This window comes from Mycolicibacterium brumae, assembly GCF_025215495.1.
Lineage (GTDB): Bacteria > Actinomycetota > Actinomycetes > Mycobacteriales > Mycobacteriaceae > Mycobacterium > Mycobacterium brumae.
The window spans coordinates 2,817,262-2,842,314 of sequence record NZ_CP104302.1 but is presented as its reverse complement, the minus strand read 5'-3'; the positions used below and the strand labels follow the sequence as shown (position 1 = coordinate 2,842,314).

At 69.9% G+C, this 25,053-nt stretch carries 25 protein-coding genes; 3 read left to right on the top strand and 22 right to left on the bottom strand.

The features are described from left to right. From L2Z93_RS13870 to L2Z93_RS13800, 15 genes are all read right to left on the bottom strand, one after another. Complete coding sequence (locus L2Z93_RS13870; protein ID WP_234786164.1) at positions 1 to 771, bottom strand: slipin family protein; 771 nt, start codon at positions 769 to 771, stop codon at positions 1 to 3. Then, on the bottom strand, positions 768 to 1,418 hold the full coding sequence (locus tag L2Z93_RS13865) for a hypothetical protein (RefSeq protein ID WP_090589487.1): 651 nt from the start codon (positions 1,416 to 1,418) through the stop codon (positions 768 to 770). The genes L2Z93_RS13870 and L2Z93_RS13865 overlap by 4 nt, the downstream gene beginning before the upstream one ends. After that, the gene (locus tag L2Z93_RS13860; RefSeq protein ID WP_090589483.1) at positions 1,415 to 3,751 is read right to left on the bottom strand and encodes a nitric-oxide reductase large subunit; all 2,337 of its coding nucleotides are present in this window, start codon (positions 3,749 to 3,751) and stop codon (positions 1,415 to 1,417) included. Before L2Z93_RS13860 ends, L2Z93_RS13865 begins: the two co-directional genes overlap by 4 nt. A gap of 45 nt (positions 3,752 to 3,796) precedes the next feature. Next, positions 3,797 to 4,096, bottom strand: a complete 300-nt coding sequence (nuoK, locus tag L2Z93_RS13855; protein ID WP_090589479.1) for an NADH-quinone oxidoreductase subunit NuoK — start codon at positions 4,094 to 4,096, stop codon at positions 3,797 to 3,799. Continuing rightward, entirely contained in the window at positions 4,084 to 4,797 is a 714-nt protein-coding gene (locus L2Z93_RS13850; RefSeq protein ID WP_090589475.1) for an NADH-quinone oxidoreductase subunit J, read from the bottom strand. The genes nuoK and L2Z93_RS13850 overlap by 13 nt, the downstream gene beginning before the upstream one ends. Next, on the bottom strand, positions 4,794 to 5,318 hold the full coding sequence (gene nuoI, locus L2Z93_RS13845) for an NADH-quinone oxidoreductase subunit NuoI (protein WP_090589471.1): 525 nt from the start codon (positions 5,316 to 5,318) through the stop codon (positions 4,794 to 4,796). The genes L2Z93_RS13850 and nuoI overlap by 4 nt, the downstream gene beginning before the upstream one ends. Further along, the gene (nuoH, locus tag L2Z93_RS13840; protein WP_090589468.1) at positions 5,311 to 6,528 is read right to left on the bottom strand and encodes an NADH-quinone oxidoreductase subunit NuoH; all 1,218 of its coding nucleotides are present in this window, start codon (positions 6,526 to 6,528) and stop codon (positions 5,311 to 5,313) included. The genes nuoI and nuoH overlap by 8 nt, the downstream gene beginning before the upstream one ends. After that, on the bottom strand, positions 6,525 to 8,891 hold the full coding sequence (locus L2Z93_RS13835; RefSeq protein WP_090589464.1) for an NADH-quinone oxidoreductase subunit G: 2,367 nt from the start codon (positions 8,889 to 8,891) through the stop codon (positions 6,525 to 6,527). Before L2Z93_RS13835 ends, nuoH begins: the two co-directional genes overlap by 4 nt. After that, entirely contained in the window at positions 8,891 to 10,192 is a 1,302-nt protein-coding gene (gene nuoF / locus L2Z93_RS13830; RefSeq protein WP_090589461.1) for an NADH-quinone oxidoreductase subunit NuoF, read from the bottom strand. Before nuoF ends, L2Z93_RS13835 begins: the two co-directional genes overlap by 1 nt. Beyond that, positions 10,189 to 10,896, bottom strand: coding sequence for an NADH-quinone oxidoreductase subunit NuoE (gene nuoE, locus L2Z93_RS13825; protein ID WP_090589457.1), 708 nt, complete (start codon positions 10,894 to 10,896; stop codon positions 10,189 to 10,191). Before nuoE ends, nuoF begins: the two co-directional genes overlap by 4 nt. 28 nt (positions 10,897 to 10,924) lie before the next feature. After that, complete coding sequence (nuoD, locus tag L2Z93_RS13820; protein WP_090589454.1) at positions 10,925 to 12,220, bottom strand: NADH dehydrogenase (quinone) subunit D; 1,296 nt, start codon at positions 12,218 to 12,220, stop codon at positions 10,925 to 10,927. 13 nt (positions 12,221 to 12,233) lie between these two features. Next, on the bottom strand, positions 12,234 to 12,896 hold the full coding sequence (locus L2Z93_RS13815) for an NADH-quinone oxidoreductase subunit C (protein WP_090589450.1): 663 nt from the start codon (positions 12,894 to 12,896) through the stop codon (positions 12,234 to 12,236). Next, a complete protein-coding gene (locus L2Z93_RS13810; protein WP_090589447.1) occupies positions 12,893 to 13,447 on the bottom strand; it encodes a NuoB/complex I 20 kDa subunit family protein in 555 nt (184 codons plus the stop codon). The genes L2Z93_RS13815 and L2Z93_RS13810 overlap by 4 nt, the downstream gene beginning before the upstream one ends. Next, positions 13,438 to 13,800, bottom strand: a complete 363-nt coding sequence (locus tag L2Z93_RS13805; RefSeq protein ID WP_090589444.1) for an NADH-quinone oxidoreductase subunit A — start codon at positions 13,798 to 13,800, stop codon at positions 13,438 to 13,440. The genes L2Z93_RS13810 and L2Z93_RS13805 overlap by 10 nt, the downstream gene beginning before the upstream one ends. A gap of 158 nt (positions 13,801 to 13,958) precedes the next feature. Further along, positions 13,959 to 14,360, bottom strand: coding sequence for an Rv3143 family two-component system response regulator (locus L2Z93_RS13800; RefSeq protein ID WP_090589441.1), 402 nt, complete (start codon positions 14,358 to 14,360; stop codon positions 13,959 to 13,961). A gap of 71 nt (positions 14,361 to 14,431) precedes the next feature. Here L2Z93_RS13800 and L2Z93_RS13795 point away from each other — a divergent pair, with 71 nt between their 5' ends. From L2Z93_RS13795 to L2Z93_RS13785, 3 genes are read left to right on the top strand one after another with little or no spacing between them, the layout of a single operon-like run. Next, the gene (locus tag L2Z93_RS13795) at positions 14,432 to 15,049 is read left to right on the top strand and encodes an LpqN/LpqT family lipoprotein (RefSeq protein ID WP_090589437.1); all 618 of its coding nucleotides are present in this window, start codon (positions 14,432 to 14,434) and stop codon (positions 15,047 to 15,049) included. 54 nt (positions 15,050 to 15,103) lie between these two features. Continuing rightward, a complete protein-coding gene (locus L2Z93_RS13790) occupies positions 15,104 to 15,724 on the top strand; it encodes an LpqN/LpqT family lipoprotein (RefSeq protein ID WP_090589434.1) in 621 nt (206 codons plus the stop codon). Positions 15,725 to 15,729: 5 nt separating this feature from the next. Beyond that, positions 15,730 to 17,442, top strand: a complete 1,713-nt coding sequence (locus tag L2Z93_RS13785) for a protein kinase domain-containing protein (RefSeq protein WP_234786163.1) — start codon at positions 15,730 to 15,732, stop codon at positions 17,440 to 17,442. Positions 17,443 to 17,446: 4 nt separating this feature from the next. Here the strand turns inward: L2Z93_RS13785 and L2Z93_RS13780 are convergent, their stop codons facing one another. The 7 genes from L2Z93_RS13780 to L2Z93_RS13750 are packed head-to-tail and all read right to left on the bottom strand — an operon-like array spanning position 17,447 to position 25,017. Continuing rightward, positions 17,447 to 18,358 carry a hydroxymethylglutaryl-CoA lyase gene (locus tag L2Z93_RS13780; RefSeq protein ID WP_090589424.1) on the bottom strand — a complete coding sequence of 304 codons (912 nt, stop codon included), beginning with the start codon at positions 18,356 to 18,358 and terminating at the stop codon, positions 17,447 to 17,449. Then, complete coding sequence (locus tag L2Z93_RS13775; protein WP_193438948.1) at positions 18,355 to 19,554, bottom strand: CaiB/BaiF CoA transferase family protein; 1,200 nt, start codon at positions 19,552 to 19,554, stop codon at positions 18,355 to 18,357. Before L2Z93_RS13775 ends, L2Z93_RS13780 begins: the two co-directional genes overlap by 4 nt. Positions 19,555 to 19,556: 2 nt before the next feature. Further along, on the bottom strand, positions 19,557 to 20,738 hold the full coding sequence (locus L2Z93_RS13770) for an alpha/beta fold hydrolase (RefSeq protein ID WP_090589421.1): 1,182 nt from the start codon (positions 20,736 to 20,738) through the stop codon (positions 19,557 to 19,559). Positions 20,739 to 20,740: 2 nt separating this feature from the next. Further along, positions 20,741 to 21,856 carry a homogentisate 1,2-dioxygenase gene (locus tag L2Z93_RS13765; protein WP_090589419.1) on the bottom strand — a complete coding sequence of 372 codons (1,116 nt, stop codon included), beginning with the start codon at positions 21,854 to 21,856 and terminating at the stop codon, positions 20,741 to 20,743. A 37-nt stretch (positions 21,857 to 21,893) separates the two neighbouring features. Further along, positions 21,894 to 22,445, bottom strand: a complete 552-nt coding sequence (locus tag L2Z93_RS13760) for a TetR/AcrR family transcriptional regulator (protein WP_090589417.1) — start codon at positions 22,443 to 22,445, stop codon at positions 21,894 to 21,896. Then, positions 22,445 to 23,611 carry an acyl-CoA dehydrogenase family protein gene (locus L2Z93_RS13755; RefSeq protein ID WP_090589415.1) on the bottom strand — a complete coding sequence of 389 codons (1,167 nt, stop codon included), beginning with the start codon at positions 23,609 to 23,611 and terminating at the stop codon, positions 22,445 to 22,447. The genes L2Z93_RS13760 and L2Z93_RS13755 overlap by 1 nt, the downstream gene beginning before the upstream one ends. Before the next feature lie 41 nt (positions 23,612 to 23,652). Continuing rightward, positions 23,653 to 25,017 carry a TIGR01777 family oxidoreductase gene (locus L2Z93_RS13750; protein WP_090589413.1) on the bottom strand — a complete coding sequence of 455 codons (1,365 nt, stop codon included), beginning with the start codon at positions 25,015 to 25,017 and terminating at the stop codon, positions 23,653 to 23,655. Between the last annotated feature and the right edge of the window lie 36 nt (positions 25,018 to 25,053).

The window sequence follows — 25,053 nt, the reverse complement described above, 5'->3', positions numbered from 1 at the left end:
TCAGCGGCTTTCCGGCCGGTTCCGGGCGGCGTTGAGGAACGGGGTCAGGATGTCCACCGGCAGCGGGAACACCACCGTCGAGTTCTGGTCGGCGCCGAGCTCCAGCAGCGTTTGCAGATAGCGCAGCTGCAGCGACGCCGGGCTCTTGGACAGTTCCTCGGACGCCTGGCGCAACTCGGCGGAGGCCTGCAGCTCGCCGCGGGCGTTGATCACCTTGGCGCGGCGTTCCCGCTCCGCCTCGGCTTCCCGGGCCATCGCGCGCTGCATGGACTCGGGGATCTCGACGTCCTTGATCTCCACCACGCCGACCTCCACGCCCCAGTCGACGGTCAGCTTCTCGATGATGCCGCGCAGGTCGGTGTTGAGGTCCTCGCGGTGGGCCAGCAGGGTGTCCAGGTCGGCGCGGCCCAGCAGCGACCGCAATGTGGTCTGCGCGATCTGGGAGGTGGCCACCGAGTAATTCTCCACCGCCATGATCGCTTTTGCGGGGTCAACGACGCGGAACATCACCACCGCGTTCACGCGGGCCGGCACATTGTCCTTGGTGATCACCTCCTGCGGCGGGATGGTCAGCGTCACCACCCGCAGATCGACGCGTTCGATCCGGTCCAACAGCGGCAGCAGGAACACCAGACCCGGCCCGCACACCGGGCGCAGGTGACCGGCCCGGAACACCACGCCGCGCTCGTATTCGCGCAACACATTGATCGAACGCCACGCCAACAGCGCCAGGACTACGACGACGAGTCCGGCCGGGATCAGCCAATTCACCGGCCTTCACGCTCCTCTTCTCCTGTGTGGGCGCCGTCGGTTGGGCGCACACCCCAGCGGGTGGAGTACTTGTCGATCGCGGCCGCCACCGCGTCCTCCTGGCGGGTGCGTTCGGGCAGGTGCTGTGCCGGCGCGTGGGCGGGGGTGTGGACGAGGTGCCGGTACAGCGGCGCGGCGGCGGCCAGCGTGATCAGCAGCGCCGCGCCGAGCACCATCAGGTCGCCGGGGGTGTGCTTGGCGATGCCCTGCCCGACGATCAGCAGCATGCCCAAACCGGCGATGACACAGGCGATTCCGCGGTGGAACCGGCCGGCTTCGGAGTGCGGCCACTCGTCGACCTGCCGGCTCATCTCCCGGCCGTGCGCACTCGTCGTGCAGGTGCTCTTGACCGGACACGCGTTGCACACCGTCGGTTTGGCGCGGTAGCGCATCACCCGGTTGCCCGGATCGAACGACGTCGGCCACAGCCACTGGTCCTGCGGGCAGCGCCACGCGTCGTGGTCGGCGTGATAGCTGAATTCACCGCTCTGCCAACGGGACGCGTGACTGGAGGCGCGTTTGGCCATCGCGTCGAAACCCCACGCGATGGCCACCAGCAGCAGGGCGTACCCGGCCACCAGCCACACCGCGACATCGACATCGGTCATGAGGTTTCGGCGATCTCCTTCTTGGTCTCCGGGTCGATCTGGACGTAGAGCGGCGTTTCCGGGAACTCGTCGGTGGTCGGCTGACCCCAGAAGTTGCGGATCGCAACCCACGCGATCCACATCAGCGGAACGATGCCGCCGATGATGAAGATCAGGTCCCCGGGCATCCGGATCCACTCCAGCACCGGATTCGGCCCGCCGGTGACGAAGCCCAGCGAACGCGCCTCGTAGTAGCCCTCATTGACGGAGTGGTACAGCTGGATCACGCCGAGCGGCAACAGGGTGGCGAAGACCATCCAGGCCAGGCCGATGTTCAGGCACCAGAAACTGCACTTGGCCATCTTGTCCGGCCACTTCTCCGGCGGGATGGCGTAGCGGAACGCGAACAGCGCCAGGCCGACGGCCAGCATGCCGTAGACGCCCATCATCGCCGCGTGCCCGTGGTTGGCGGTCAGCGCGGTGCCGATCTGGTAGTACGACACGATCGGCAGGTTGATCAGGAAGCCGAACACGCCCGCGCCCAGGAAGTTCCAGAAACCGACGGCCACCAGGAACATCACCGCCCATCGGTGCGGGAACGGGTTGGTGTCCCCGGACTGCTGACGCGACCCGAGGTGCAGGAAGGTCCAGGCCTCCACCGTCAGCAGGGTCAGCGGGATGACCTCGGCGGCGGAGAAGAACGCGCCGAGGGCCATGTGCTCCACCGGGGTTCCGGAGAAGTACAGGTGGTGCATGGTGCCGATGATGCCGCCGGCCGAGTACAAGATGATGTCCAGGAAGATGATGCCGATCGCGATGCGTTTCCGGACCACGCCGAGCAGCACGAAGATGTAGGCCACCATCACCGTGGTGAACAGCTCCAGGAAGTCCTCCACCCACAGGTGCACCACCCAGAACCGCCAGAAGTCGGCGACCGAGAAGTGCACCTCGGAGCCGGCCAGCAGGCCGACGGCGTAGAACGCCGGGATGGCCAGTCCGGAGAAGAAGAACAGCCACGGCATGCCTGTCATCGGCGCGGACTTCAGCCGGGACCGCAGTCCCCGCCAGATGATCGCGATCCAGATGAACATGCCCAGCGTCAGCAGGATCTGCCAGACCCGCGGCAGGTCCAGGTACTCCCACTGCTGGGAGAACAGGGTGCCCTCGTCGATGACGCCGAACACCGAAAGCGCTTCGCTGGCCAGCGATCCGAACACCACCAGCGCGACCGCGCCGAGCAGCCCGTAGGCCAGCCAGTGCTGCTTGCGCGGCTCCCGCCGGGTGATGAACGGGGTGAGGAAGATGCCGGCGGCCAGGAACGCCGCGGCAGTCCAGAACAGCGCCAGCTGCAGGTGCCAGGTGCGGGCCAGGTTGTACGGCAGGATGTTGTTCAGGTCAAGGCCGAAGAAGCTGGACAGGTCGGCGCGGTAATGCTCGGCCAGCGCGCCGAGCATCGCCTGGGCGAAGAACAGCACGGTGACGATCGCGAAGAACCACACGGTGGCCCGCTGCGACGGGGTGAGCACCACCTGGCCGGGCTGGCGGTAGGACACCAGCGGCGCTTCCTCGTTGTGCCAGCCGATCTTCTGGCTCCACCGGCCGTAGACGGCGAACATGATGCCGGTGCCGCCGAGCAGCGCGACCAGCGACAGCGCCGACCAGACCACCATGTCGGCGGTGGGCCCGTTGTCGACGCGCGGTTCGGCGGGCCAGTTGTTGGTGTAGGTGTAATTGTGGCCGGGCCGTTCGGCCGCCGACGCCCACGCGCTCCAGGAGAAGAACGCGGTCAGGTCCTCGATGTCCTGGGGGTTGGTGATGAAGTCCTTCGGCAGGCCGATCTTGGAGGATTCCGGGCCGAACAGGTTCGCGTAGTGGGCGACGATGTCCTCGAACGCCTTGACCTGATGGTCGGTGTAGGTCAGCACCTTGGTGGTGTCGTCGTAGCGGTTGGTGCGGAACTCGGCGACGACGGCGTCGTGCACCTGCGGCGAACCGGCCTTCTCCAACTGGTCGGCGACGTTGTCGGTCGCCATCCGCAGGTAGTCGGCGGTGAAGTCGGGGCCGAGGTAGGCGCCGTGGCCGTGGATGGAGCCGTACTGCATCAGGCCGCGCGCCTGAAAGATGGTCTGCCCGCGGGTGATCTGCTCACCGGTGAACACCGTCTGCCCGGATTGGGTGACCACCTTGTCCGGCATCGGCATCGAGGCGGTGTAGGTGCGGTACACCAGGATTCCCATGACGAAGAATCCGAAGATCAACACCAGGGCGACGCCCTGCACCCACCCTTTCCCGATGGTGGGCTCTTTGTCGCCTTGCGGTTCCAAGAATGACTTGTCCGTGACGTTGAAGGCCATGGCTGTGACTCCCCGTGTGTCGTTGGCCGGTGTTCAGTTGTCTCCTCACTGTGCTAGCAGATGCGCGTCGTCCACGTCCGCGGAATGGCGCACCCGGTAGATGCCCATGATGATGGCCAAGCCGATCACCACCTCGCAGGCCGCCACCACCATGGTGAAGAACGCGACCACCTGACCATCGAGTTGGCCGTGCAGCCGGGCGAAACTCACGAACGCGAGGTTGGTCGCGTTGAGCATGAGTTCAACGCACATGAACACCACGATCGCGCTGCGCCGCAACAACACTCCGGCCGCGCCGATGGTGAACAGCAGCGCCGACAGGTACAGGTAATTCATCGGGTCCACGACTGCCCCCGATCGTCATTGCGGGGTGCAAGGGCTCCGGCGACCGAGCTCGGGTCGGGGGATCCGTCGGGCAGCAGGGCGGCCACGTCGACACCGTTGCGCCGTGCAAACACCCCCGGATTGGGCATCGGGGTGGCGCGCCCGCCGGGGGCGAAGCGCTGCGCCGCCAACTCCCGCTGGGTCTTGCGGACGCTCAGGCGTTCCCGGTGCGCCAGCACCATCGCGCCCAGCGCGGCGGTGATCAGCAGCGCGCCGGTGGCCTCGAAGGCCCACAGGTGGCGATGGAAGATCAGCATCGCCAGGCCCTCGACATTGCCGGCGCCGGTGATGTTGACCGGCGGGTTGGCGAAGCTCACCCCGCCGGCCCCGATCCCGGCGATCAGCAGCACACCGAACCCGACGCCGGCCAGCGCCGCGGCGACCCGTTGCCCGCGAAGGGTTTCCGCCAGTGAGTCCGCGGAGTCGACGCCGATCAGCATCAGCACGAACAGGAACAGCATCATCACCGCGCCGGTGTAGACCACCACCTGCACCACGCCCAGGAACAGCGCGCCCTGGGCGACGTAGAGGACGGCGAGCGCGATCATGGTGGCGGCCAGGAACAGCGCTGAGTACACCGCCTTGCGGGCGGTCACCACGCCGAGCGCGCCGGCGGTCGCGATGGTGGCCAGCACCCAGAACGCGACGCTTTCGGAGGTCATGGAACCTCCTGCGTCGCGCCGGTGACCTTGCCGAGGTAGTAGTCCTCGTCGGTGCTCCCGGGCGGCATCGGGTGCGGCGGGGTGTCCATCCCGGGCTGCAGCGGGGCCAGCAGCTTGTCCTTTCCGTAGATCAGGTCGCGGCGATTGTCGTCGGCCATCTCGTAGTCGTTGGTCATGGTCAGCGCCCGGGTCGGGCACGCTTCGATGCACAGCCCGCAGCCGATACAGCGCAGGTAGTTGATCTGGTACACCCGGCCGTAGCGCTCGCCGGGGGAGTAGCGGGCGTCCTCGGTGTTGTCGGCGCCTTCGACGAAGATGGCGTCGGCCGGGCAGGCCCAGGCGCACAGCTCGCAGCCGATGCACTTCTCCAGCCCGTCGGGATGGCGGTTGAGTTGGTGGCGGCCGTGATAGCGCGGCTGGGTGGGGGTTTTGACGTCCGGGTACTGCTCGGTGACCGGTTTGGTGAACATCGCCTTGCCGGTGACCAGGAACCCGCCGAGGGCGTCGGACAACTTAGACATCTGCGGGCTCCTTCCGCGGCATCGGGGGCACCGGAAAGCCCCCGGCCGGTGGCGGTGTGATGGGTGGGCGCTCGCGGCGGGACCGGCGCGCCCAGTAGCCGAACGCGGCGATGACGGCGACGAAGAACGCCCCGTTGACCACCACGGTGACCCACGGCCCGGCCCCGTCCAGCCGCAGGATCCGGGTGGTCGCCACCACCATGATCCAGGCCAGCGACAGTGGGATCAGCACCTTCCAGCCCAGCGCCATGAACTGGTCGTAGCGCAGCCGCGGCACCGAGGCCCGCAGCCACATGTAGAAGATCAGGAACATCCACACCTTGGCGACGAACCAGATCAGCGGCACCCAGCCGGAGTTGGCGCCGTCGATCAGGCTCAGCGGCCACGGCGCGTGCCAGCCGCCCAGGAACATGGTGGTGCACAGCGCCGACACCGTCGTCATGTTGATGTACTCGGCCAGCATGAACATGGCGAACTTCAGCGACGAATACTCGGTGTGGAAACCGGCGACCAACTCGCCTTCGGCCTCGGGCAGATCGAAAGGGGCGCGGTTGGTTTCGCCGACCATCGAGACCAGGTAGACCAGGAACGACGGCAGCAGCAGGAAGATGAACCAGGTGTGGTTCTGCGCGGCAACGATGCCCGAGGTGGACATGGTGCCGGCGTAGATGAACACCGCGACGAACGACAGCCCCATCGCGATCTCATAGGAGATGACCTGCGCGCTGGAGCGCAGTCCGCCCAGCAGCGGGTACGTCGATCCCGACGACCAGCCGGCCAGCACGATGCCGTACACGCCGACCGAGGTGACCGCCAGGATGTAGAGCACCGCGACCGGAAGATCGGTGAGCTGCAACGGGGTTCGGTGCCCGAATAGCGTGACCGCCGGGCCCAGCGGGATGACCGCGAACGCCATGATCGCCGGGATGACCGCGATGATCGGGGCCAGCAGGTAGATGGGTTTGTCCACCCCGGCCGGCATCAGCCCTTCCTTGAGCGCGAGCTTCACGCCGTCGACCAGGGACTGCAGCAGGCCGAACGGGCCGACCCGGTTGGGTCCGAGCCGCAATTGCATGCGGCCCAGAAGTTTGCGCTCCACCAGGATCGCGACCAGCACGGTCAGCACCAGGAACCCGAAGATGGCGACCGCTTTGACCGCCATCAGCCAGACCGGGTCGTGGCCGAACAGGGTCGGGTCGGGATAGCTCACCGCTGCCCCCCTTCGATGCGCACCACCGCGCCGGGCCCGACGCCGAGCCGCTCGGCGACATTCGCGCCGGGGGAGTTCAGCGGCAGCCACGCCACCGCGTCGGGCATCTCGGCGAGCTGCAGCGGCAGGGTCAGCGCGCCCCGGTCGGTCGCCACCGTCACCGGGTCGCCGTCGCGGGCGCCGATTCCGGCGGCGGTGGCCGCCGACAGCCGGATCACCGCCGGGCGGGCGGTGGCGGCCAGGTCGGGTTCGCCGTCGATCGCGCGGCTGCCGTCGAGCATCTGCCGCCAGCCGGCCAGCACTGCCTCACCCGGGCCGGTCAGCAGCGAACCGGACCCCGACTCGGCGGGCGCGGCGGCGAACGGACCGTCCCACGGACCGAGGTCGGTCAGTTCGGCGGTCACCGCCGCCGCGTCCGGCAGGCCGAGGTCTTTGCCGAGCGCGCCGGCCAGCGCGGAGAGAACCGCCAGGTCGGTGTAGGCGTTGCTGGTCAGCGCCTTGTCGAAGGGACGCCAGCGGGCCTCCCAATTCAGGAACGCGCCGGCCTTCTCGGCCACCGGGGCGACCGGGAACACCACGTCGGCGGCGGAGGTGACCTCGCTTTCCCGCAGTTCCAGGCTGACCACGAAGCCGCAGCGGGCGATGGCGTCGCGGGCGGCGTCCGGGTCGGGCAGGTCGGCGAGTTCCACCCCGCCGATCAGCAGCGCGTCCAGATCGCCGGCCGCGGCGGCGGTCAGTATGCCGGCGGTGTTGCGGCCCGGATCGGCCGGCACCTGGCCCCACAGTGCGGCGGTCTGGGCGCGCGCGGCGTCTTCGTGCAGCGGACGCCCGCCGGGCAGCAGGGTGGGCAGGCAGCCGGCCTCCAGCGCGCCGCGTTCCCCGGCCCGCCGCGGGATCCAGGCCAGCCGGGCGCCGGATTCTGCGGCCAGCGCGGCTGCCGCGGACAGCGCGCCGGGGCTGGTGGCGAGCCGCTCGCCGACCAGGATCACCGCCTCCGGCGGCAGTTCGCCGCGCAGCGCGTGCAGGGCGGCGGCCTCGTCGCCGGGCACGCAGCCGATCAGCCGGGCCCCGAGTTTGGCGGCGCCGCGGGAGCGCAGTGGCGCGATGGTGACGACCTGCTGACCGCCGGCGCGGACCGCTTTGCGCAGCCGCAGGAACACCACCGGCGACTCTTCCTCCGGTTCGAACCCGGCCAGCAGCACCGCCGGGGCGGCTTGCAGTTCGGCGTAGGTCAACCCGCGGTAGCGGCCCGCGACGCAGCCGGCCAGGAATGCCGTCTCCTCATCGGAGTGGGCGCGGGCCCGGAAGTCGATATTGTTGTGGCCCAACACCATCCGGGTGAACTTGGCGTAGCCGTAGGCGTCGGAGATGGTGCTGCGGCCCCCGACGAGCACCCCGGAGCGGGCACCGGTGAGGCCGCGGGCGGCGGTGGCCAGCGCCTCCGGCCAGGACGCCGGGCGCAGTCCGTCGCCGTCGCGGACCAGCGGGGTGGTGATCCGGTCCCCGACGCGCGGATAGTGGAACGCCCACCGGCCCTTGTCGCAGTTCCACTCCTCGTTGACCTCCGGGTCGTCCCCGGCCAGCCGGCGCAGCACCTTGCCGCGGCGGTGGTCGGTGCGCAGCGCGCAGCCGCCGGAGCAGTGCTCGCACACACTCGGGGTGGACACCAGGTCGAACGGTCGGGCCCGGAACCGGTAGCCGGTGTTGGTCAGCGCGCCGACCGGGCAGATCTGCACGGTGTTGCCGGAGAAGTAGGAGTCCAGCGGCTCGCCGGTGGCGATGCCGACCTGCTGCAGCGCGCCGCGTTCCAGCAGCGCGATGAACGGGTCGCCGGCGATCTCGGTGGAGAACCGGGTGCAGCGGGCGCACAGCACGCAGCGTTCCCGGTCCAGCAGCACCTCCCCCGACAGCGGGATCGGCTTCGGGAAGGTGCGTTTCACGTCGTCGAAGCGGGTTTCGGTGCGCCCGGTGGACATCGCCTGGTTCTGCAGCGGGCATTCGCCGCCCTTGTCGCACACCGGGCAGTCCAGCGGGTGGTTGATCAGCAGCAGCTCCATCACGCCGCGCTGGGCCTTCTCCGCCGACGCGCTGGAGTGCTGGGTGCGCACCACCATGCCGTCGGCGACGGTGATGGTGCACGACGCCATCGGCTTGCGCTGGCCTTCCACCTCCACCAGGCACTGCCGGCAGGCGCCCACCGGGTCCAGCAGCGGGTGGTCGCAGAACCGGGGGATCTGCACGCCGACGAGTTCGGCGGCGCGGATCACCAGGGTGCCCTTGGGCACACTGATCTCGTGGTCGTCGATGGTCAGGGTGACCATCTGCACGGGCGGGGCGTCGTGCGCCGGGTCGGTCATGGTCATCAGCGGGCCCCCTGCGGCGCGTTGAGCATGGCGGCGTACGGGTCGAACGGGCACGGTACGCCGATGTGCGCCTCGTATTCGGCGCGGAAATGCTTGAGCGAACTCATGATCGGGCTGGCCGCGCCGTCACCGAGCGCGCAGAACGACTTGCCGAGGATCGCGTCGGAGATGTCCAGCAGCTTGTCGAGATCCTCGGGTGTGCCGCGGCCGGTCTCCAGCCGGGCGTAGATCTGCTCCAGCCAGTAGGTGCCCTCTCGGCACGGGGTGCACTTGCCGCACGACTCGTGGGCGTAGAACTGGGTCCAGCGGCGCACCGCGCGGACCACGCAGGTGGTCTCGTCGAAGATCTGCAGTGCCTTGGTGCCCAGCATCGACCCGACCGAGGCCATCCCTTCGTAATCCAGGGGCACGTCGAGGTGTTCGGGCGTGAGCAGCGGGGTGGAGGAGCCGCCGGGGGTCCAGAACTTCAGCTCGTGCCCGTCGCGCACCCCGCCGGCGTAGTCCAGCAGTTCGCGCAGCGTGATGCCGAGTGGGGCCTCGTACTGGCCGGGCCGGTTGACGTGCCCGGACAGCGAGTACAGCGTGAAGCCGGGGGATTTCTCCGAGCCCATCGAGCGGAACCAGTCGTTGCCGCGCAGCAGCACCGGCGGCACCGAGGCGATGGATTCGACATTGTTGACCACCGTCGGGCTGGCGTACAGGCCGGCGACGGCGGGGAACGGCGGACGCAGCCGGGGCTGGCCGCGGCGGCCCTCCAGGGAGTCCAGCAGCGCGGTCTCCTCACCGCAGATGTAGGCCCCGGCGCCGGCGTGCACCACCAGGTCCAGGTCGAAGCCCGATCCGCCGATATTGCGGCCCAGATAGCCGGCGGAGTAAGCCTCCTCGACCGCGGCCCGCAGCCGGCGGATCACCGGCACCACCTCGCCGCGGACGTAGATGAAGGCGTGCCGGGCGCGGATCGCGTAGCTGGCGATGATCGCGCCCTCCACCAGGAAGTGCGGCGCGCACATCAGCAGCGGCATGTCCTTGCAGGTGCCGGGTTCGGACTCGTCGGCGTTGATGACCAGGTACTTCGGATTGGGGTTGTCCTGCGGGATGAACGACCATTTGACCCCGGTGGGGAAGCCCGCGCCGCCGCGGCCGCGCAGCCCGGAATCCTTCACGTAGCCGATGACCTCGTCCGGGGCCATGGACAGCGCCTTGCGCATGGCTTGGTAACCGCGGTGGCGCTCATAGGTTTTCAGTGTCCAAGACTCGTCTTCGTCCCAGAACGCGCTCAGCACCGGAGTCAGCGGCGTCATCGCATCCCCTGTTCTCGGGCGACCCGCAGCCCCGCGCAGCTGGCCTCGCCGGCGTGGGGCGCCCCGGTGTCCGGGCGCGGGTCCGCCAAACCGGCCAGCGTGCGGGCGGTCTGGGTGAACGGGCACAGCGGCGCGCCGCGAGTCGGCGCCACCGTATGCCCCGCGCGCAATCCGTCGACCAGATCCCGTGCGCTGGAAGGGGTTTGGTTGTCGAAGAACTCCCAGTTCACCATCACCACGGGCGCGTAGTCACAGGCCGCGTTGCATTCCACGTGCTCCAGGGTCAGCGTGCCGTCGGCGGTGGTCTCGCCGGGCTCGACGCCCAGGTGCTCGCGCAGCGTCTCCAGGATCGCGTCGCCGCCCATGATCGCGCACAGTGTGTTCGTGCACACCCCGACGAGGTAGCGGCCGGTGGGGGAGCGCCGGTACATGGTGTAGAAGGTCGCCACCGCGGTGACCTCGGCGTCGGTGAGCCCCAACTGGGTTGCGCAGAAGGCGATTCCGGCGCGAGTCAGGTAGCCGTCCTGGGACTGGACCAGGTGCAGCAGCGGCAGTAGCGCGGAGCGGGGCTGCGGGTAGCGCGCGATGATGGTCGCCGCGTCGGCGGCCAGCGCGGCGCTCACCTCGTCCGGGTAGCGCGCCGGGCCGCCGATCGGGGAGATCGGCTCGTCCGGGCGGGAGCTCAGCGGCAGGTCGACGCTCATCGGGCTCTGCCTCTGCGACCTCGTTCGCTCATCGGTCGACACCCCCCATCACCGGGTCGATGCTCGCCACCGCGGAGATCAGGTCGGCGACCATGCCGCCCTCGCCCATCGCGGCGACCGCCTGCAGGTTGGTGAACGACGGGTCGCGGTAGTGCACTCGGTACGGTCGGGTCCCGCCGTCGGAGACCATGTGCACCCCGAGTTCGCCGCGCGGGGACTCCACCGCCACGTAGCACTGGCCCGCCGGCACCCGGAATCCCTCGGTGACCAGCTTGAAGTGGTGGATCAGGCCCTCCATCGAGGAGCCCATGATCTTGGCGATGTGCTTGGGCGAGTTGCCCAGCCCGTCGGGGCCCAGCGCCAGGTCCGAGGGCCAGGCCAGCTTGCCGTCGTCGACCATCACCGGGCCGGGCGCGAGCCGGTCCAGGCACTGCTTGACGATCTTGACCGACTCGTTCATCTCCTCGACCCGGATGACGAACCGGTCGTAGCAGTCGCTGTTCTCGCCGGTGATGACGTCGAAGTCATAATCCTCGTAGCCGCAATACGGTTGGGCGCGGCGCAGGTCGTGCGGCAGGCCGGTGGAGCGCAGCACCGGACCGGTGATGCCCAGCGCCATGCAGCCGGTCAGGTCCAGGTAGCCGATGTCGCGGGTGCGGGCCTTCCAAATATGGCTCTCCCGAAGGAGTTTGGACATGTCGGCCAGCCGGCCGGGCAGCACGTCGACGAGGTCGCGGACCATCTGCTCGCCGCCGGGCGGCAGGTCCGCGGCCAGCCCGCCGGGCCGGATGTAGGCGTGGTTCATCCGCAGCCCGGTGATCGCCTCGTACACGGTGAGGATGGCCTCGCGGTCCCGGAAACCGAAGAACATCGCGCTCATCGCGCCGAGTTCCATGCCGCCGGTGGCCAGCGCCACCAGGTGGCTGGAGATCCGGTTGAGCTCCATCAGCAGCACCCGGATGACGGTGGCGCGCTCGGGGATGTCGTCGGTGATGCCGAGCAGCTTCTCCACCCCGAGGCAGTACACCGTCTCGTTGAAGAACGGCGACAGGTAGTCCATCCGGGTGACGAAGGTGACGCCCTGGGTCCAGTTCCGGTACTCCAGGTTCTTCTCGATCCCGGTGTGCAGGTAGCCGATTCCGCAGCGGGCCTCGGTGATGGTCTCGCCGTCGATCTCCAGGATCAGCCGCAGCACCCCGTGCGTGGACGGGTGCTGCGGGCCCATGTTCACCACGATGCGCTCGTGCGGGTTTGCGCCGTCCATCGCGGCGTCGACGACGTCCTGCCAGTCCTGGCCGCCCAGGTTCACTGTTGTTTCTGTCATGAGCGCGCCGCCGTCATGAGTAGGCCCTGCGCTCATCCGGCGGCGGGATCTGCGCGCCGCGGAACTCCACCGGGATGCCGCCGAGCGGGTAGTCCTTGCGCTGCGGGTGGCCCACCCAGTCGTCGGGCATCTCGATGCGGGTCAGGCCGGGGTGGCCGTCGAAGACGATGCCGAAGAAGTCGTAGGTCTCCCGCTCGTGCCAGTCCACAGTCGGGTACACCGAAAACAGCGACGGCAGATGGGGATCGGCGTCCGGGCAGGCGGCTTCCAGCCCGATCCGCCGGCCGTGCGTGATCGACATCAGCGGGTAGTAGGCGCGCAGTTCGCGGCCGGTGTCGTCGGGGAAGTGCACCCCGGAGACCCCGGCGCAGAACTCGAAGCGCAGTTCGGCGTCGTCGCGCAGCAGCTGCGCGACCCGCGGCAGCGCGTCGCGGGCCACCTCGAGGGTCAGCTGGTCGCGGTGCACGACCACCCGCGGCACGCAGTCGTCGAAGTCCGCGCCGAGCAGCTCGGCAAGCCGGTCGACGACGGCGTCGAAGTAGCCGCCGTAGGGCCGCGGCGAGCCGGCCGGCAGGGTGACCGGGCGGACCAGTCGGCCGTATCCGGAGGTGTCGCCGGTGCCGCGCGCGCCGAACATGCCGCGGCGCACGCCGATCACGTCGGGCTGCTCCGTCATCGCAACAGCCCCTTGAGCTCGAGGGTCGTCGGGGCCGACAGCGCGGCGGCCTCGGCCGCGGCGATCACCTGGTCGCGGTGCACCCCGAGTGGCATCTCGGCGATCTTCGCGTGCAGGGTGAGGATCGCGTTGAGCAGCATCTCCGGCCGCGGTGGGCAGCCGGGCAGGTAGATGTCGACCGGGACGACGTGGTCGACGCCCTGCACGATCGCGTAGTTGTTGAACATGCCGCCCGAGGACGCGCACACGCCCATCGCCAGCACCCATTTCGGTTCGACCATCTGGTCGTAGACCTGACGCAGCACCGGGGCCATCTTCTGGCTGACCCGCCCCGCCACGATCATCAGGTCGGCCTGGCGCGGGGTGGCCGAGAACCGCTCCATGCCGAACCGGGCGATGTCGAAGCGGGGGCCGGCGGTGGCCATCATCTCGATGGCGCAGCAGGCCAGGCCGAAGGTGGCCGGCCACAGTGAGCCCTTGCGGACGAACCCGGCGACCTTCTCCACGGTGGTCAGCAGGATGCCGCCCGGCAGGGATTCCTCTAATCCCATTCCAGGCCACCTCGCCGCCACTCGTAGGCGTAGGCCACCGACACGTTGAAGATGAACAGCCCCACCGCGAGCAGCCCGAACAGTCCCAGGTTGTCGAAGGTGACCGCCCACGGGTAGAGGAAGACGATCTCGATGTCGAACATGATGAAGCTCATCGCGGCGAGGTAGTACTTGATCGGGAATCGTTGGCCGGCCTGCTCGAGCGCCTCGGTCGGCTCGATGCCGCACTCGTAGGCCTCCAGCTTGGCCCGGTTGTACCGGCGCGGGCCGATGACCAGCGCGATCCCCACCGAGCCCACCGCGAAAAGGGCAGCGATCAGCCCCAAGATCAGGATGGGCGTATAGAGATCCATACCCCGGGCCGCTCCTCGTGTTGGGCTGTGACGTGAGCTACAACACACCGTAGTCCGGTTCACCGGCGGCAGCAGGGAATTGCCTACACTGGATTTTGCCGCCGACAGCGCCGCTGCCTGCGTGAAATGATCACGCGCGCAGGGTATTTAGCCGCGCGCTAGTGCGCCGCATGGCGGGGCCGCAGCAACCCGGACACCGCAGACGCCAATTCCATCGGGTCGATCGGGTGCGCGACGGCGGCCTCGGCGCGGGACCAGGTGGCCAGCCAGGTGTCGTCGCGGCGGCCGGTCAGCACGACGATCGGCGGGCAGTCGGCGACCTCGTCCTTGAGCTGCTTGGCCACGCCCATCCCGCCGGCCGGGGTGGCCTCCCCGTCCAGGATCGCCAGATCGATCCCGCCGGCGTCGACGGATTTGACGACGACGGGGGCGGTGGCGACCTCCAGGTATTCCAGTTCCGGCAGGTCGGGCCCCAGCGAGCGGCCCAGTGACAGCTTCACCTGCTCGCGGGTGCGCGCATTGTCGCTGAACACCAGGATGCGGAGAGCCACGGCGTTCAGGGTACGGCCGATCGCCGCTGCTCGGGTACCGTCTGGGACGAACTCTCGGGCAGTTCAGGGACGGAGCGGTCATGGGTGGGCTCGCGCGGAGCGCCGCCGCGGTGTTGCTGGGCGCCGCGCTGGCGCTGGCCGGCTGCTCGTCGGGCGACACTCCGGCCGATTCGACCTCCTCGGCGCCGGCCGAGCCGAACTCCGCCCCGGACGACTGCGCCGACGTGGCGGTCCCGCTGCTGGTGCTGGCGCCGCAGAACGCCAGCGAGCCGACCATCGCGCTGCCGGTGCCGCCGGGCTGGGACCGCAACACCTCACTGGACGGCAATCTGGTGCGGGCGATGATCGGGCGCCCGGGCGCCGGCCCACAGGACTTCGCCCCGAACGCGATGGTCACCTTCGGCGAAGTGGTCGGGCGGGCGCAGACCCCCGAGGACCTGATCGACGGCGAGCTCGCCGGACTGCAGAAGAGCGGGATCACCATCGAGGCGTCCGAGCCGGCGCAGGTATGCGGACTGCAGGCCCGCCGGGTGGCCTACACCAAGAACGGCCGCCCGGTCACCGCGGTGATCGTCGGCGCCGTGCACGACGACAAACACTTCAGCATCGCGCTGACCGTCGGGACCCCGGAGAACGCCACCGCCGACGATGCCGCCGATCGGGACACCATTGTCAACGGTTTCCGGGTTTACTTCTAAGTAAGCGGGTTGGGTAACCTGCCGGGGAACTGACAGCGACGGACAGGAGTCGGCATGGGTGCGTTGACCACAGGAATCGCGGTGGCGCTGCTGGGCGGCGGACTCGCCCTGACCGGCTGCACGGCGTCGGAGACGGTCGAAGAGGTCACCGAGACCGAGACGGTGGTCGAGGAGGCCGAGGGCGACGGCGCGGAATGCGAGCCCACCGACGACGCGCTGCAGTCCTTCGTCGCCCAGGCCGGCGAACCCAGCATCGAGGTTCCGTTGCCGGCCGGCTGGACCGCCACCGACAAGGCGAACTCGTCGACCATCCGCGGCGCGATCCAGAACGAGAGCGCGGCCAAGGACGGCTATGTGCCGAATGTGACCGCCTCGATCACCGACCACAGCGGTGACAACCTCAGCGCCCAGCAGATCATCGACCTGCAGCTGCAGACCCTGGAGACCGCGGGGACGGTCGTCGAGTCCGCCGACTCCGGCATGGTGTGCGGGCTGCCGAGCATGCGGATCGGCTACACCGAGGCGGGGCACGCCATCAACTCGGTGATCGTCGGCGCGGTCAACGACGCCAGCGCGTTCGCCGTCGTCGTCGCCGCGCGGACCAATGACCCGGGCAACGCCGCCTACGTCGAAGACATGGACGCCATCCTCGACGGCGTCCGGGTCCAGTTCTGAACGCCATGGACATCGGCGACTACCGCGTCATCCGACTGCTCGGCTCGGGCGGGATGGGCGAGGTGTACCTGGTGGCCCACCCCCGACTGCCGCGCCAGGACGCGCTGAAACTGCTGGACGCCAAGGTCAGTCAGGACGAGCAGTTCCGCGGCCGGTTCCAGCGCGAGGCCGACCTACTGGCCTCGCTGCGGCACCCCAACATCATCACCATCTATGACCGCGGCGACCACGACGGCCGACTGTGGCTGGCGATGGAGTACGTCGACGGCCAGGATGTCGCCGAACTGCTCAAGAAGCACGGCGCGCTGCCGCCGGAACTGGTCGCCGACATCGTCGCGGGCACCGGCGCGGCGCTGGACTACGCCTACGCCGAGAAGCGGATCACCCACCGCGACGTCAAACCGGCCAACATCCTGCTGGAGTTCCGCTCCGACGGCCGGCTCAAGGCGGCCAAGCTCGCCGATTTCGGCATCGCCAAGACCGCCGGCGAGGCCAGTTCGCTGACCAGCACCGGCGTCACCATCGGCACCATGAGCTACATCTGCCCCGAGGCGATCGAGGGCCGCGACCTGGACAACCGGGCCGATATCTACTCGCTGGGCTGCGCCGCGTTCGAGATGCTCACCGGGACCAAGCCATACGCCGGGCCGAACCTGCCGGCGCTGATGATGGCGCACGTCAACCAGCCCATCCCGTCGATCACCGCGCGCAACCCCGCGCTGCCGGCCGGCCTGGACCGGGTGTTCAACCGGGCGCTGGCCAAGCGCCGCGAGGACCGCTACTCCAGCTGCGAGCAGTTCGTCGCCGACCTGCGCCACGAGCTGGCCGGCCGGAGCGCGGGGCCCGCGGCCGCGCTGACCCCCGCCCCGTCGGGCCCGGCACAACCGTCCTCGGGTGGCTACCCGTCGTCGGGCGGTTACCCGCCATCGGGTGGTCAGCCGACCTCCGGCGGGTACTCGTCCTCCGGCGGTTTCCCCGCCGCCGGCTACCCGACGCAGGCCGCGCCCGCGGCCAAGGGCAAGTCCGGGATGAGCCGCGGCACGCTGATCGGGCTGTCGGTCGCGGCGGTGGTGGTGCTCGGTGTCGCCGGCTTCGGGATCGGCAAGGTCCTCGGCGGCGGCGGGGACTCCGAATCCAGCTCCGCCTCGGCCACCTCGTCCTCGACGACGTCGGCGGCCAGCTCGACGGCGACGACGACCAGCGCCGCGGCGCCGGTCGCGGCGGGCGCGGAGGCCTGCGCGACGACCCCGGTGCCGCTGCTGGAACTGCCGCCGACCGTGCTCGGGCAGCCCACCGTGGCGATCCCGCAGCCGCCCGGGTGGACCCGCTACAGCGATATGGACTCCGACGTCATCCGCGGCGCCATCGTGAATCTGGCGCTGCGCGCGGACAACTTCACCCCGAACGCGGTCGTCACCGTCGGCGATGTGCCGGCCGGCGTCACCGAACCGGATCAGGCGCTCGACGCCGAGGAAGCCGGCCTCAACCAGGCCGGCATGTACGTCGAGACCTCCACGCCCGGCACAGTGTGCGGGTTCCAGAGCCGCACGGTCACCTACACCATGGAGTCGCGGCCCTGCACGGCCGTCATCGTGGCGACCGAGCGGGCCGGCAAGCTGCTCAGCGTGGTGGTGACCATGCAGACCTCCGACGGGTCCAACGCCATCTACGCCAAGGACAGTCAGGCGATCCTCAACGGGTTCCAGATCTACTACTGAGCCGTCAGGCGGTGCTCGTCAGGCGGTCGCCGGCGCGCAGCAGCGCGCTGGGCAGCTCGTGGCCGACCAGGCGCTGGGCCACCGCTGCCGCGGCGATCGTGGCCGGCAGGTCGACGCCGGTGCGCACCCCGCAGTCGCGCAGCAGGTACACCAGGTCCTCGGTGGCGATATTGCCGGTGGCGCCGGGAGCGAACGGGCAGCCGCCCAGCCCCCCGACGGAGGCGTCGAGCCGGGTGACCCCGGCCGCCACCGCCGCGTAGGCGCAGGCCAGCCCGGCGCCGCGGGTGTTGTGGAAATGCGCGCCCAGCGGCAGGTCGGCGATCACCGGCCGCACCCGGTCCACCAGCTCGGTCACCCGGACCGGGGTGGCGGTGCCGATGGTGTCGGCGATGGCGATCCGGTCCGCGCCCAATTCGGTTGCCGCGGCGGCGATGTCGACGCTGCGCTGCGGGTTCGTTGGGCCGTCGAACGGGCAGTCCCAGGCGGTGGCGATGATGACCTCCACCGCCGCGCCCGCGTCGTGGGCGATCGCGACGATATCGGCGATCGCTTCGGTGGCCTCGGTGGTGGAGCGCCCCACGTTCGCGCGACTGTGCGCGTCGGCCGCCGACACCACGTACTCGATGGAGCCGAAACCGGCCGCCAGCGCGCGGCGGGCCCCATTCGGGCTGGCCACCAGCGCCGAGAACTCGACGGTGTCGAAGGCGCGCAGGTGCTCCGACAGTTCGGCGGCGTCGGCCAGCGCCGGGACCTTGGTGGGGGACACGAAGGCGGTGGCCTCGATTTCGCGGACCCCGGTGGCGACGATCGCCGCCAACAGCTCCAGCTTCGCCGCGGTCGGCAGCGGGTCCTCCAGCTGCAGGCCGTCGCGCAGACAGACCTCCCGGATGCTCACCTCGGCGGGCAACACGGTCACAGCACACCGTCGCTTTCCCAGCGGTCCAGTTCCTCGCGGGTGTGGCCCAGCAGGTCCCGGTACACCTCGTCATTGTGCTGGCCCGGGCGGGCCGGCCCGGCGCTGCGGACCGTGCCGGGCGACTCCGACAGAACCGGAATCACCCCGGGGCCCTTGACGTTTCGCTGCGCCCGCTCGTCGAAGTGGTCGACGATCATGTCGCGGCTCAGCAGCTGCGGGTCGGTCACCACCTCGGCGACGGTGTTGATCGGCCCGGCGATCACCCCCGCCGCCGACAGCGTCTCGATGATGTCGGCCGGGGCGCGCGCGGCGGCCCAGGCTCCGATGATGGCGTCCAGTTCGTCCTGATTGCGGCCGCGGGCCCGGTGGTCGACGAAGCGTTCGTCGGCGGCCAATTCCGGTTGCCCCATCGCGGCGCACAGCCGGGCGAACACGGTGTCCTGGTTGGCGGCGATCACCACCCAGGAGCCGTCGGCGCTCTGATAGATGTTCGACGGCGCGATGCCTTCGAGCCGGGTGCCCGACGGGCCGCGCACCACGCCGCCGACGTCGTAGTCGGGGATGGTGGATTCCTGGACGGCCAAACAAGATTCGGTCAGCGCGGTGTCCACCACCTGGCCGCGGCCGGTGACGGTGCGCCGGTACAGCGCGGCCAGCGCGCCCTGGGCGGCGAACATGCCGGCCAGCGAGTCGCCGAGGGACAGCGCCATCCGCGGTGGCGGACCGCCCGGGAAGCCGTTCATATGCCGCAGCCCGGACTCGGCCTCGGCGACCGAGGCGTAACCGGCGCGGTGCGCGTTCGGCCCGGTCTGCCCGTACCCGGACACCCGGACCAGGATGATGCCCGGATTGTGCTGGGAAAGCACGTCATAACCGAGATTCCAGCGTTCCAGGGTGCCCGGGCGGAAGTTCTCCACGATGATGTCCGCGCGGGCCGCCAACTCCAGGAACAGGTCGCGGCCCCGGGGGGCCCGGAGGTTGAGCGTCACGGCCTTCTTGTTGCGGGCGTGCACGGTCCAGAAGAAGCGCTGCCCGTCGCGTTCGGCTTGGCCCCAGGTGCGCAGCGGATCCGGGGCGCCGGGCGGTTCGACCTTGATGACCTCGGCGCCCATATCGCCGAGCAGCCGGCCGGCGAACGGGCCGGAGATCAGTGTGCCGACCTCGATCACCCGGATCCCGTCCAGCGGGCCGGTCACGGTCACTGCGCGACCCCGGTGAACCCACGTTGGGTCAGCCACTCGGTGCAGATGGACACCGCCTGCGCCAGCGTGCCGCGCTGATCGGGTCCGGCGTAATAGTGGTTGGCGCCGGGGATCTCGTGAATCTCTTTGTCCGGGTGGCCGATCGCCTCGAACAGCCGGCGGGTGTGGCTTGGGGTGCAGGCGTCGTCGGCGAGGTTGCCGATCACCAGGGTGGGCACCGCGATGTCCGGGCCGGCCTGCACCGCGTCGCCGTGCGCGTCGTCGTAACTCCATTGCGACAGCCAACTGCGCAGCGAGCAGTACCGGGCCAGCCCGACCGGGCTCATGTTCACCGTCTGTGGATCACCCAGATAGCAAGTCCCGGCTGGGCGTTCGTTCGGGTCGACGGTCGGGTCCAGCCAGCGCGGGTCGGCCATGGTGCCGTGCACGACGAAGCCGAACTCGTCGTCGGGGCGGTCCGAGGCCTTGATCTCGGCCAGTTTGTCCTTGACCCAGGCTGTGATTCGGCGGTTGCGGGCGATCTGCGCGGCGCGGTACCGCTCGAGGAACTCAGGGCTGTACGGCGGCTGGTTGGGGTTGTCGGGGTTGTACAGGTCGAGTTCGGGATCACGCTTGGCGGGGTCGGACTCGTCGGTGATGGAGGCGTCCAGCCATTCGGTGAGCGTGCCGTGCCTGCTGATGTGCGCGGCCAGCAGCAGGATCGCGTCGGCCGGGATCAGGCCGAGAGTGGTCAGGTCCGGGCCGTCGCCGGACGGGGACGCGGTGACCGTCGGGTGCTGGGCCTGCTGCTGGTAGAACACCGACAGCGAGCCGCCGCCGCTCCAGCCGGCCAGCACCACCTTCGAGTACCCCAGCCGGTTCTTGGCGTCCTTGACGCATTCGCCGAGGTCCTGGACCACCTTCTCCATCAGCAGCGCGGAGTCGGCGCCGCGGAATCGGCTGTTGCAGTAGATGACATGGTGGCCGGCGCGGGCCAGCGCGTTGGTCATCGGCAGCCAGGCCCCGCCTCCGATCGGGTGCATGAAGATCAGCACCGTGTCGCTCGGGTGGTCCCGGGGGCGCAGCAGTTGGCTTTCCAGCACCACCAGTTCGGCGATGCCGCCGTAGACATCGCGCACACCGGAAGAGTTCTGGTAGGCGATCAGGTACGGAATTCGGTCGTACTCGTGACGCGTCATGCTCAGTGCTGCCCCAGATCGTTGGCGAGGACGGCCGGTGACGGGGTGAGACGCCGGCGGGTGTCGATGGCGATCACCGACCAGTCCACCCGGTCGTATTCGTCGAACTTGCGCCGGGATCGTTCCCGGGCCTTCTCCGGCGCGCCGTGGTGAACCCCTTGCGGCGCATGCGATATCAGCCCGGGCGGCATCGGGATGCCGTACAGCGACCCGCTGTGGAAGAACGCGATCTCGTCGTAGTCCACATTGCGGTGATACCACGGCATGCGTTCGGTTCCGGGCCGGCTCTCGGCCGGGCGGGGCAGGAAGTTCATCACGTACACCCCGGTCGCCTGCATGAACAGGTTCACCGTGGCCGGCAAATGCATGGTCTCCGAGGTCAGCACCGTGTAGTCCGCGATATTGAAGACGAACGGGAAGTTGTCGCCCTGCCAGCCCGCCACATCCAGCGGATGATGTTGGTAGCACAGGGTTGTGGTCGCCACCCCGTCGATCGGATCGTGCACCAGAGCCACCCGGTAGCCGTCGTCGCCGCGCGGGCCGTCACCGTCCTCGCAGGGAGCCGGTTCGGGCACCGTGGCCTGGTTCGGGTCGAAGGGGAAGTGCCGGCCCAGCACCCCGGCCGGTGGGACCCGGAACTCGTCGACGGCCTGGATCATCAGCCAGGTGGTCTCGGCGTCGGGGATCTGCCGCCAGGTGCAGCCCTTGGGCAGGTAGACCCAGTCGCCGGGCCGGTAGCTCAGCGGGCCGAATTCGGTGTCGACGCGGCCGGTCCCGGTGTGGGTGAAGCACAGCAGGTCGCCGTCGACGTACCGGGTGAAGTGCGGCATCTGGGCGCTGCGCCGGGACAGCAGGATCTGGCAGTCGGCGTTGGAGTACATCAGCAGCGGGCCGCCGGCCGGGTCGGTGGCGTCGGCGGGCTCGAGCTGGCTGCTCAGCACGTCGGTGGGGCTCAGTGGGCCGCGCGCGGTGTAGGCGGTCGGGTCGTTGCGCCGGTACAGGCTGGCGGTGCGGCCGACGAACCCGCCGCGGCCCAGCTCGTCGTCCTTGAGGCCGCCCAGATCGGCGTGCATGCGGGTGGGGGTGTCGCCCTTGCGGAGGTGGACGAAGGATTCCATCTGTTCGCTCCTTAGCGTTGCGTCCGGGCTGAGCTCATCATGGCCGGGCCATCAGATCCAGGACCCGTTCTCGTCGAGCCCGTGGCAGCGGGCGGGATTTCGGCCCGCTCATGATCAGAAAGCCCAGCCCCGCGGCGAAGGTGACCCGCGCCCGCACGTCGGCCTCCTCGGCGTCGAAGCCCAGGTCGACGAACGCTTCGCGGACCGCCGCCAGCGCCCGACGGTCGGCGGCGCTGACGCTGGCGGCGACGGCGTCGTCGGTGCGCGCCCACTCCCGCATGGCGCGCTCCAGCTTCCAGTGCCGCGGGCTGACCACCGCCTCGGTCATCAGCGACAGCCGTTTGCGGGGCGGCAGGTCGGCGGGGGCGTGGGACACCGGGTGCTCACGTCCGCTCAGCTGCGCCCACTCCTCGATCAGGGCGTCGCGGTAGGCCGACATCGATGTGAAGTGCCAGTAGAAGGAGCCCTTGGTGACGCCGAGGTGCTGGCAGAGCCGGTCGACCTTCACCGCGTCGCGGCCCTCTGCGGCGAGGATCTCGAAGCCGGCGTCGATCCAGTCGTCGACGGACAGTCGTGTCTTGTTCGGCATCAGATCATCGAGGTCGGCGAGACGGTGGCGCCGATGCTCAGCGCGCCGGCCAGCTCGCGGCTGGTGTCGTAGTCGAAGATGACGTGGCCGCTGAGCACGTCGACGTCGCGTTTGATCCGCTGCAGCGGGTTGTTCAGGAAGTGCGCGCTGGCGCCGGAGGCGGCCATCAGCAAGGCGATGACCCGGCGGGATTCGGTGACGATGTGGGCGGCGGCCAACCGGGCCTGCGCGCGGTCGGCGCGTGGAATCCGCTCGCCGGCCTCCAGCGTGGTGTCGATCTCGGTGACGGTCTGGGTCAGCAGCCCGTGCAGGGCGCGGATCCGGACCTGGGCCTCGGCCAGGTGGGCCTGGGCGATCGGCTTGTCCTTCTGGGTGAGGCCCTCGTAGGCGAGCACCCGCTGGCCGAGCCGCTGCGCGTAGATCTCGATGACGCGTTCGGCGGCGCCGAGGGCGGGCATCGCGGCCAGCAGGGCGAGGGCGGGCACCATCGGCCAGCGGTAGCTGGGGCACTGGTGCAGGTCCGCGCCGGGGGCCGCGCCGCGGTAGATGTCGAGCACCCGGACCAGCCGGTGTTCGGGCACCAGCACGTCGGTGACGATGACGTCGTTGGAGCCGGTGGCGCACATGCCGTCGGTGTGCCAGACGTCCTCGATCGCGATATCGGCGGCGGGCAGCAGAGCCAGCGCGGGGAAGATGGCGTCGTCGGGTCCACACAGCGCGCCGACCATGATCCAGTTGGCGTCCATGACCCCGGTGGCCCAGGACCACCGTCCGGACAATCGGTAGCCGCCGGGGGCGGGGACGGCGCGGCCGGTGGGGGCCAGCGGCGCGGGCGCGAGCACCGGCCCGTCGGCGAACACCTCGGCCTGGGCCTGCTCGTCGAACAGCGCCAGCATCCAGTTGTGCAGGGCGTAGAAGCCGATGGTCCAGGCGCTGGAGACGCAGCCGTGGGCCATCCGACGCACCGGATCGAGGATGTCGCGCAGTGGCGCCTGCGCTCCGCCGAAGCGGGCCGGGGCCAACAGTTCGACGAAGCCGGAGGCCTTCAACTCGGCGACGGTGTCCGCCGGCAGGCGGCGCAATTGTTCTGCCTCGCTTGACCGTTCGGCGAGACGGTCGATGAAGGCCTGGTCAATGCCGGTGGTTTGCGCGGCGACGGCTGCCATAGTCGCGAACGTACCATACTGTTTAGTATGGACGGAAGGATCTAGGGCGTCGGGGTGCGGCCCAGCACATGGGCCAGCGCCTGTTCGATCCGCGGATGCCGGAACCGGTGCCCGGCGGATTGCAGCTTGGCCGGGGTCACCCGCAGGCTGGCGTGGGCCATCTCGCGCACCCCCTGCTCGCCGAGGGCGAGCCGCACCGCCAGGTCGGGAGTCGGCAGCAGCGCGGGACGGCGCAACGTGCGGGCCAGCGCGCGGCTGTAGTCGGCGTTGCGCACCGGGTTCGGGGCGACCGCGTTGACCGGGCCCGAAAGGTCGGTGTCCCACAGCGCACGGTGGAACACATCGACCAGATCGTCGATGCCGATCCAGGCCATCCACTGTCGGCCGTCGCCGATCCGGCCGCCCAAACCCGCCATCCCCAGTGGGCGCAGCCTGGCCAGCGCGCCGCCGCGGGGGGATTGGGCGCTCCCGATGCGGAGGTTGACCACTCGGGCGCCGGCCTGCGCCGCTGGTGCGGCGGCGGCCTCCCATTCGGCGACCAGGTCGGCGAGAAAGCCGTCGCCGCGGTCACTGTCCTCGGTCAGCGACTCCTCGCCCCGGTCATAGCCGTAGTACCCGATGCCGGAGGCGCACACCACGGTCGGCGGCCCGCCGGGGGTCTGCGCGACCAGTTCGGCCAGCCGCCGGGTCGGCCCGACGCGGCTGTCCCAGACGGCTCGGCGGTGCTCCTCGGTGAAGCGGCCCGCGATCGAGGCCCCGGCCAGGTGGATGACCGCGTCCACGCCCGCCAGCAGGTCGGGGTGGGGGTCAGCTGGATTCCATTGCCGCTCATCGGGACTTGTGGCAGGGGTGCGGGTGAGCCGGATGACGCGGTGGCCGCCCGTGCTCAGAAACGCCGCCAGCGCGGAGCCGATCAGGCCGGACGCCCCGGTGATCGCCACCGTCGTCGACGGTAGCCCGGCCGCCGCGGCGCGCTGATGCGCGGCGATGTCCGCGGCCAGCTGACGGTGCCGATAGGCGAACATCGACCGCAGCGCGAAGGCCGGCACATTCCCGATCACCCGGTCGACCATCCGGGTCTGGGTCTCGGAAACCTCTTCGAAGTCGTGAATGTGCCGCCACCGCACAAAGGTTTTCGCCGGCAGCGCGTCCAGGCGCCCGTCGTAGGAGACGTGGTCGGTGAACCGAGCCGGCGGGTGATACCCCTGCGGCTCGTGGTCGGCGACCCAGCGCAGGCCGCCGGGCAGACCGAGCACCGCCCGGCCGTCGGCGACCGACCCGCACTCGGCGATGATCCGGGTCGGCTGCCACGGCGGGGAGAGACGGGTGAACGCGCCGGGGCGGGTGTGCCAGGCGAACAGCTCCTCGCGCGGCGCGTCGATGACGGATGAGTACTCCAAGCCCATCACCGCACCCTACTGGTGCGGTGATGGGCTGGGTTG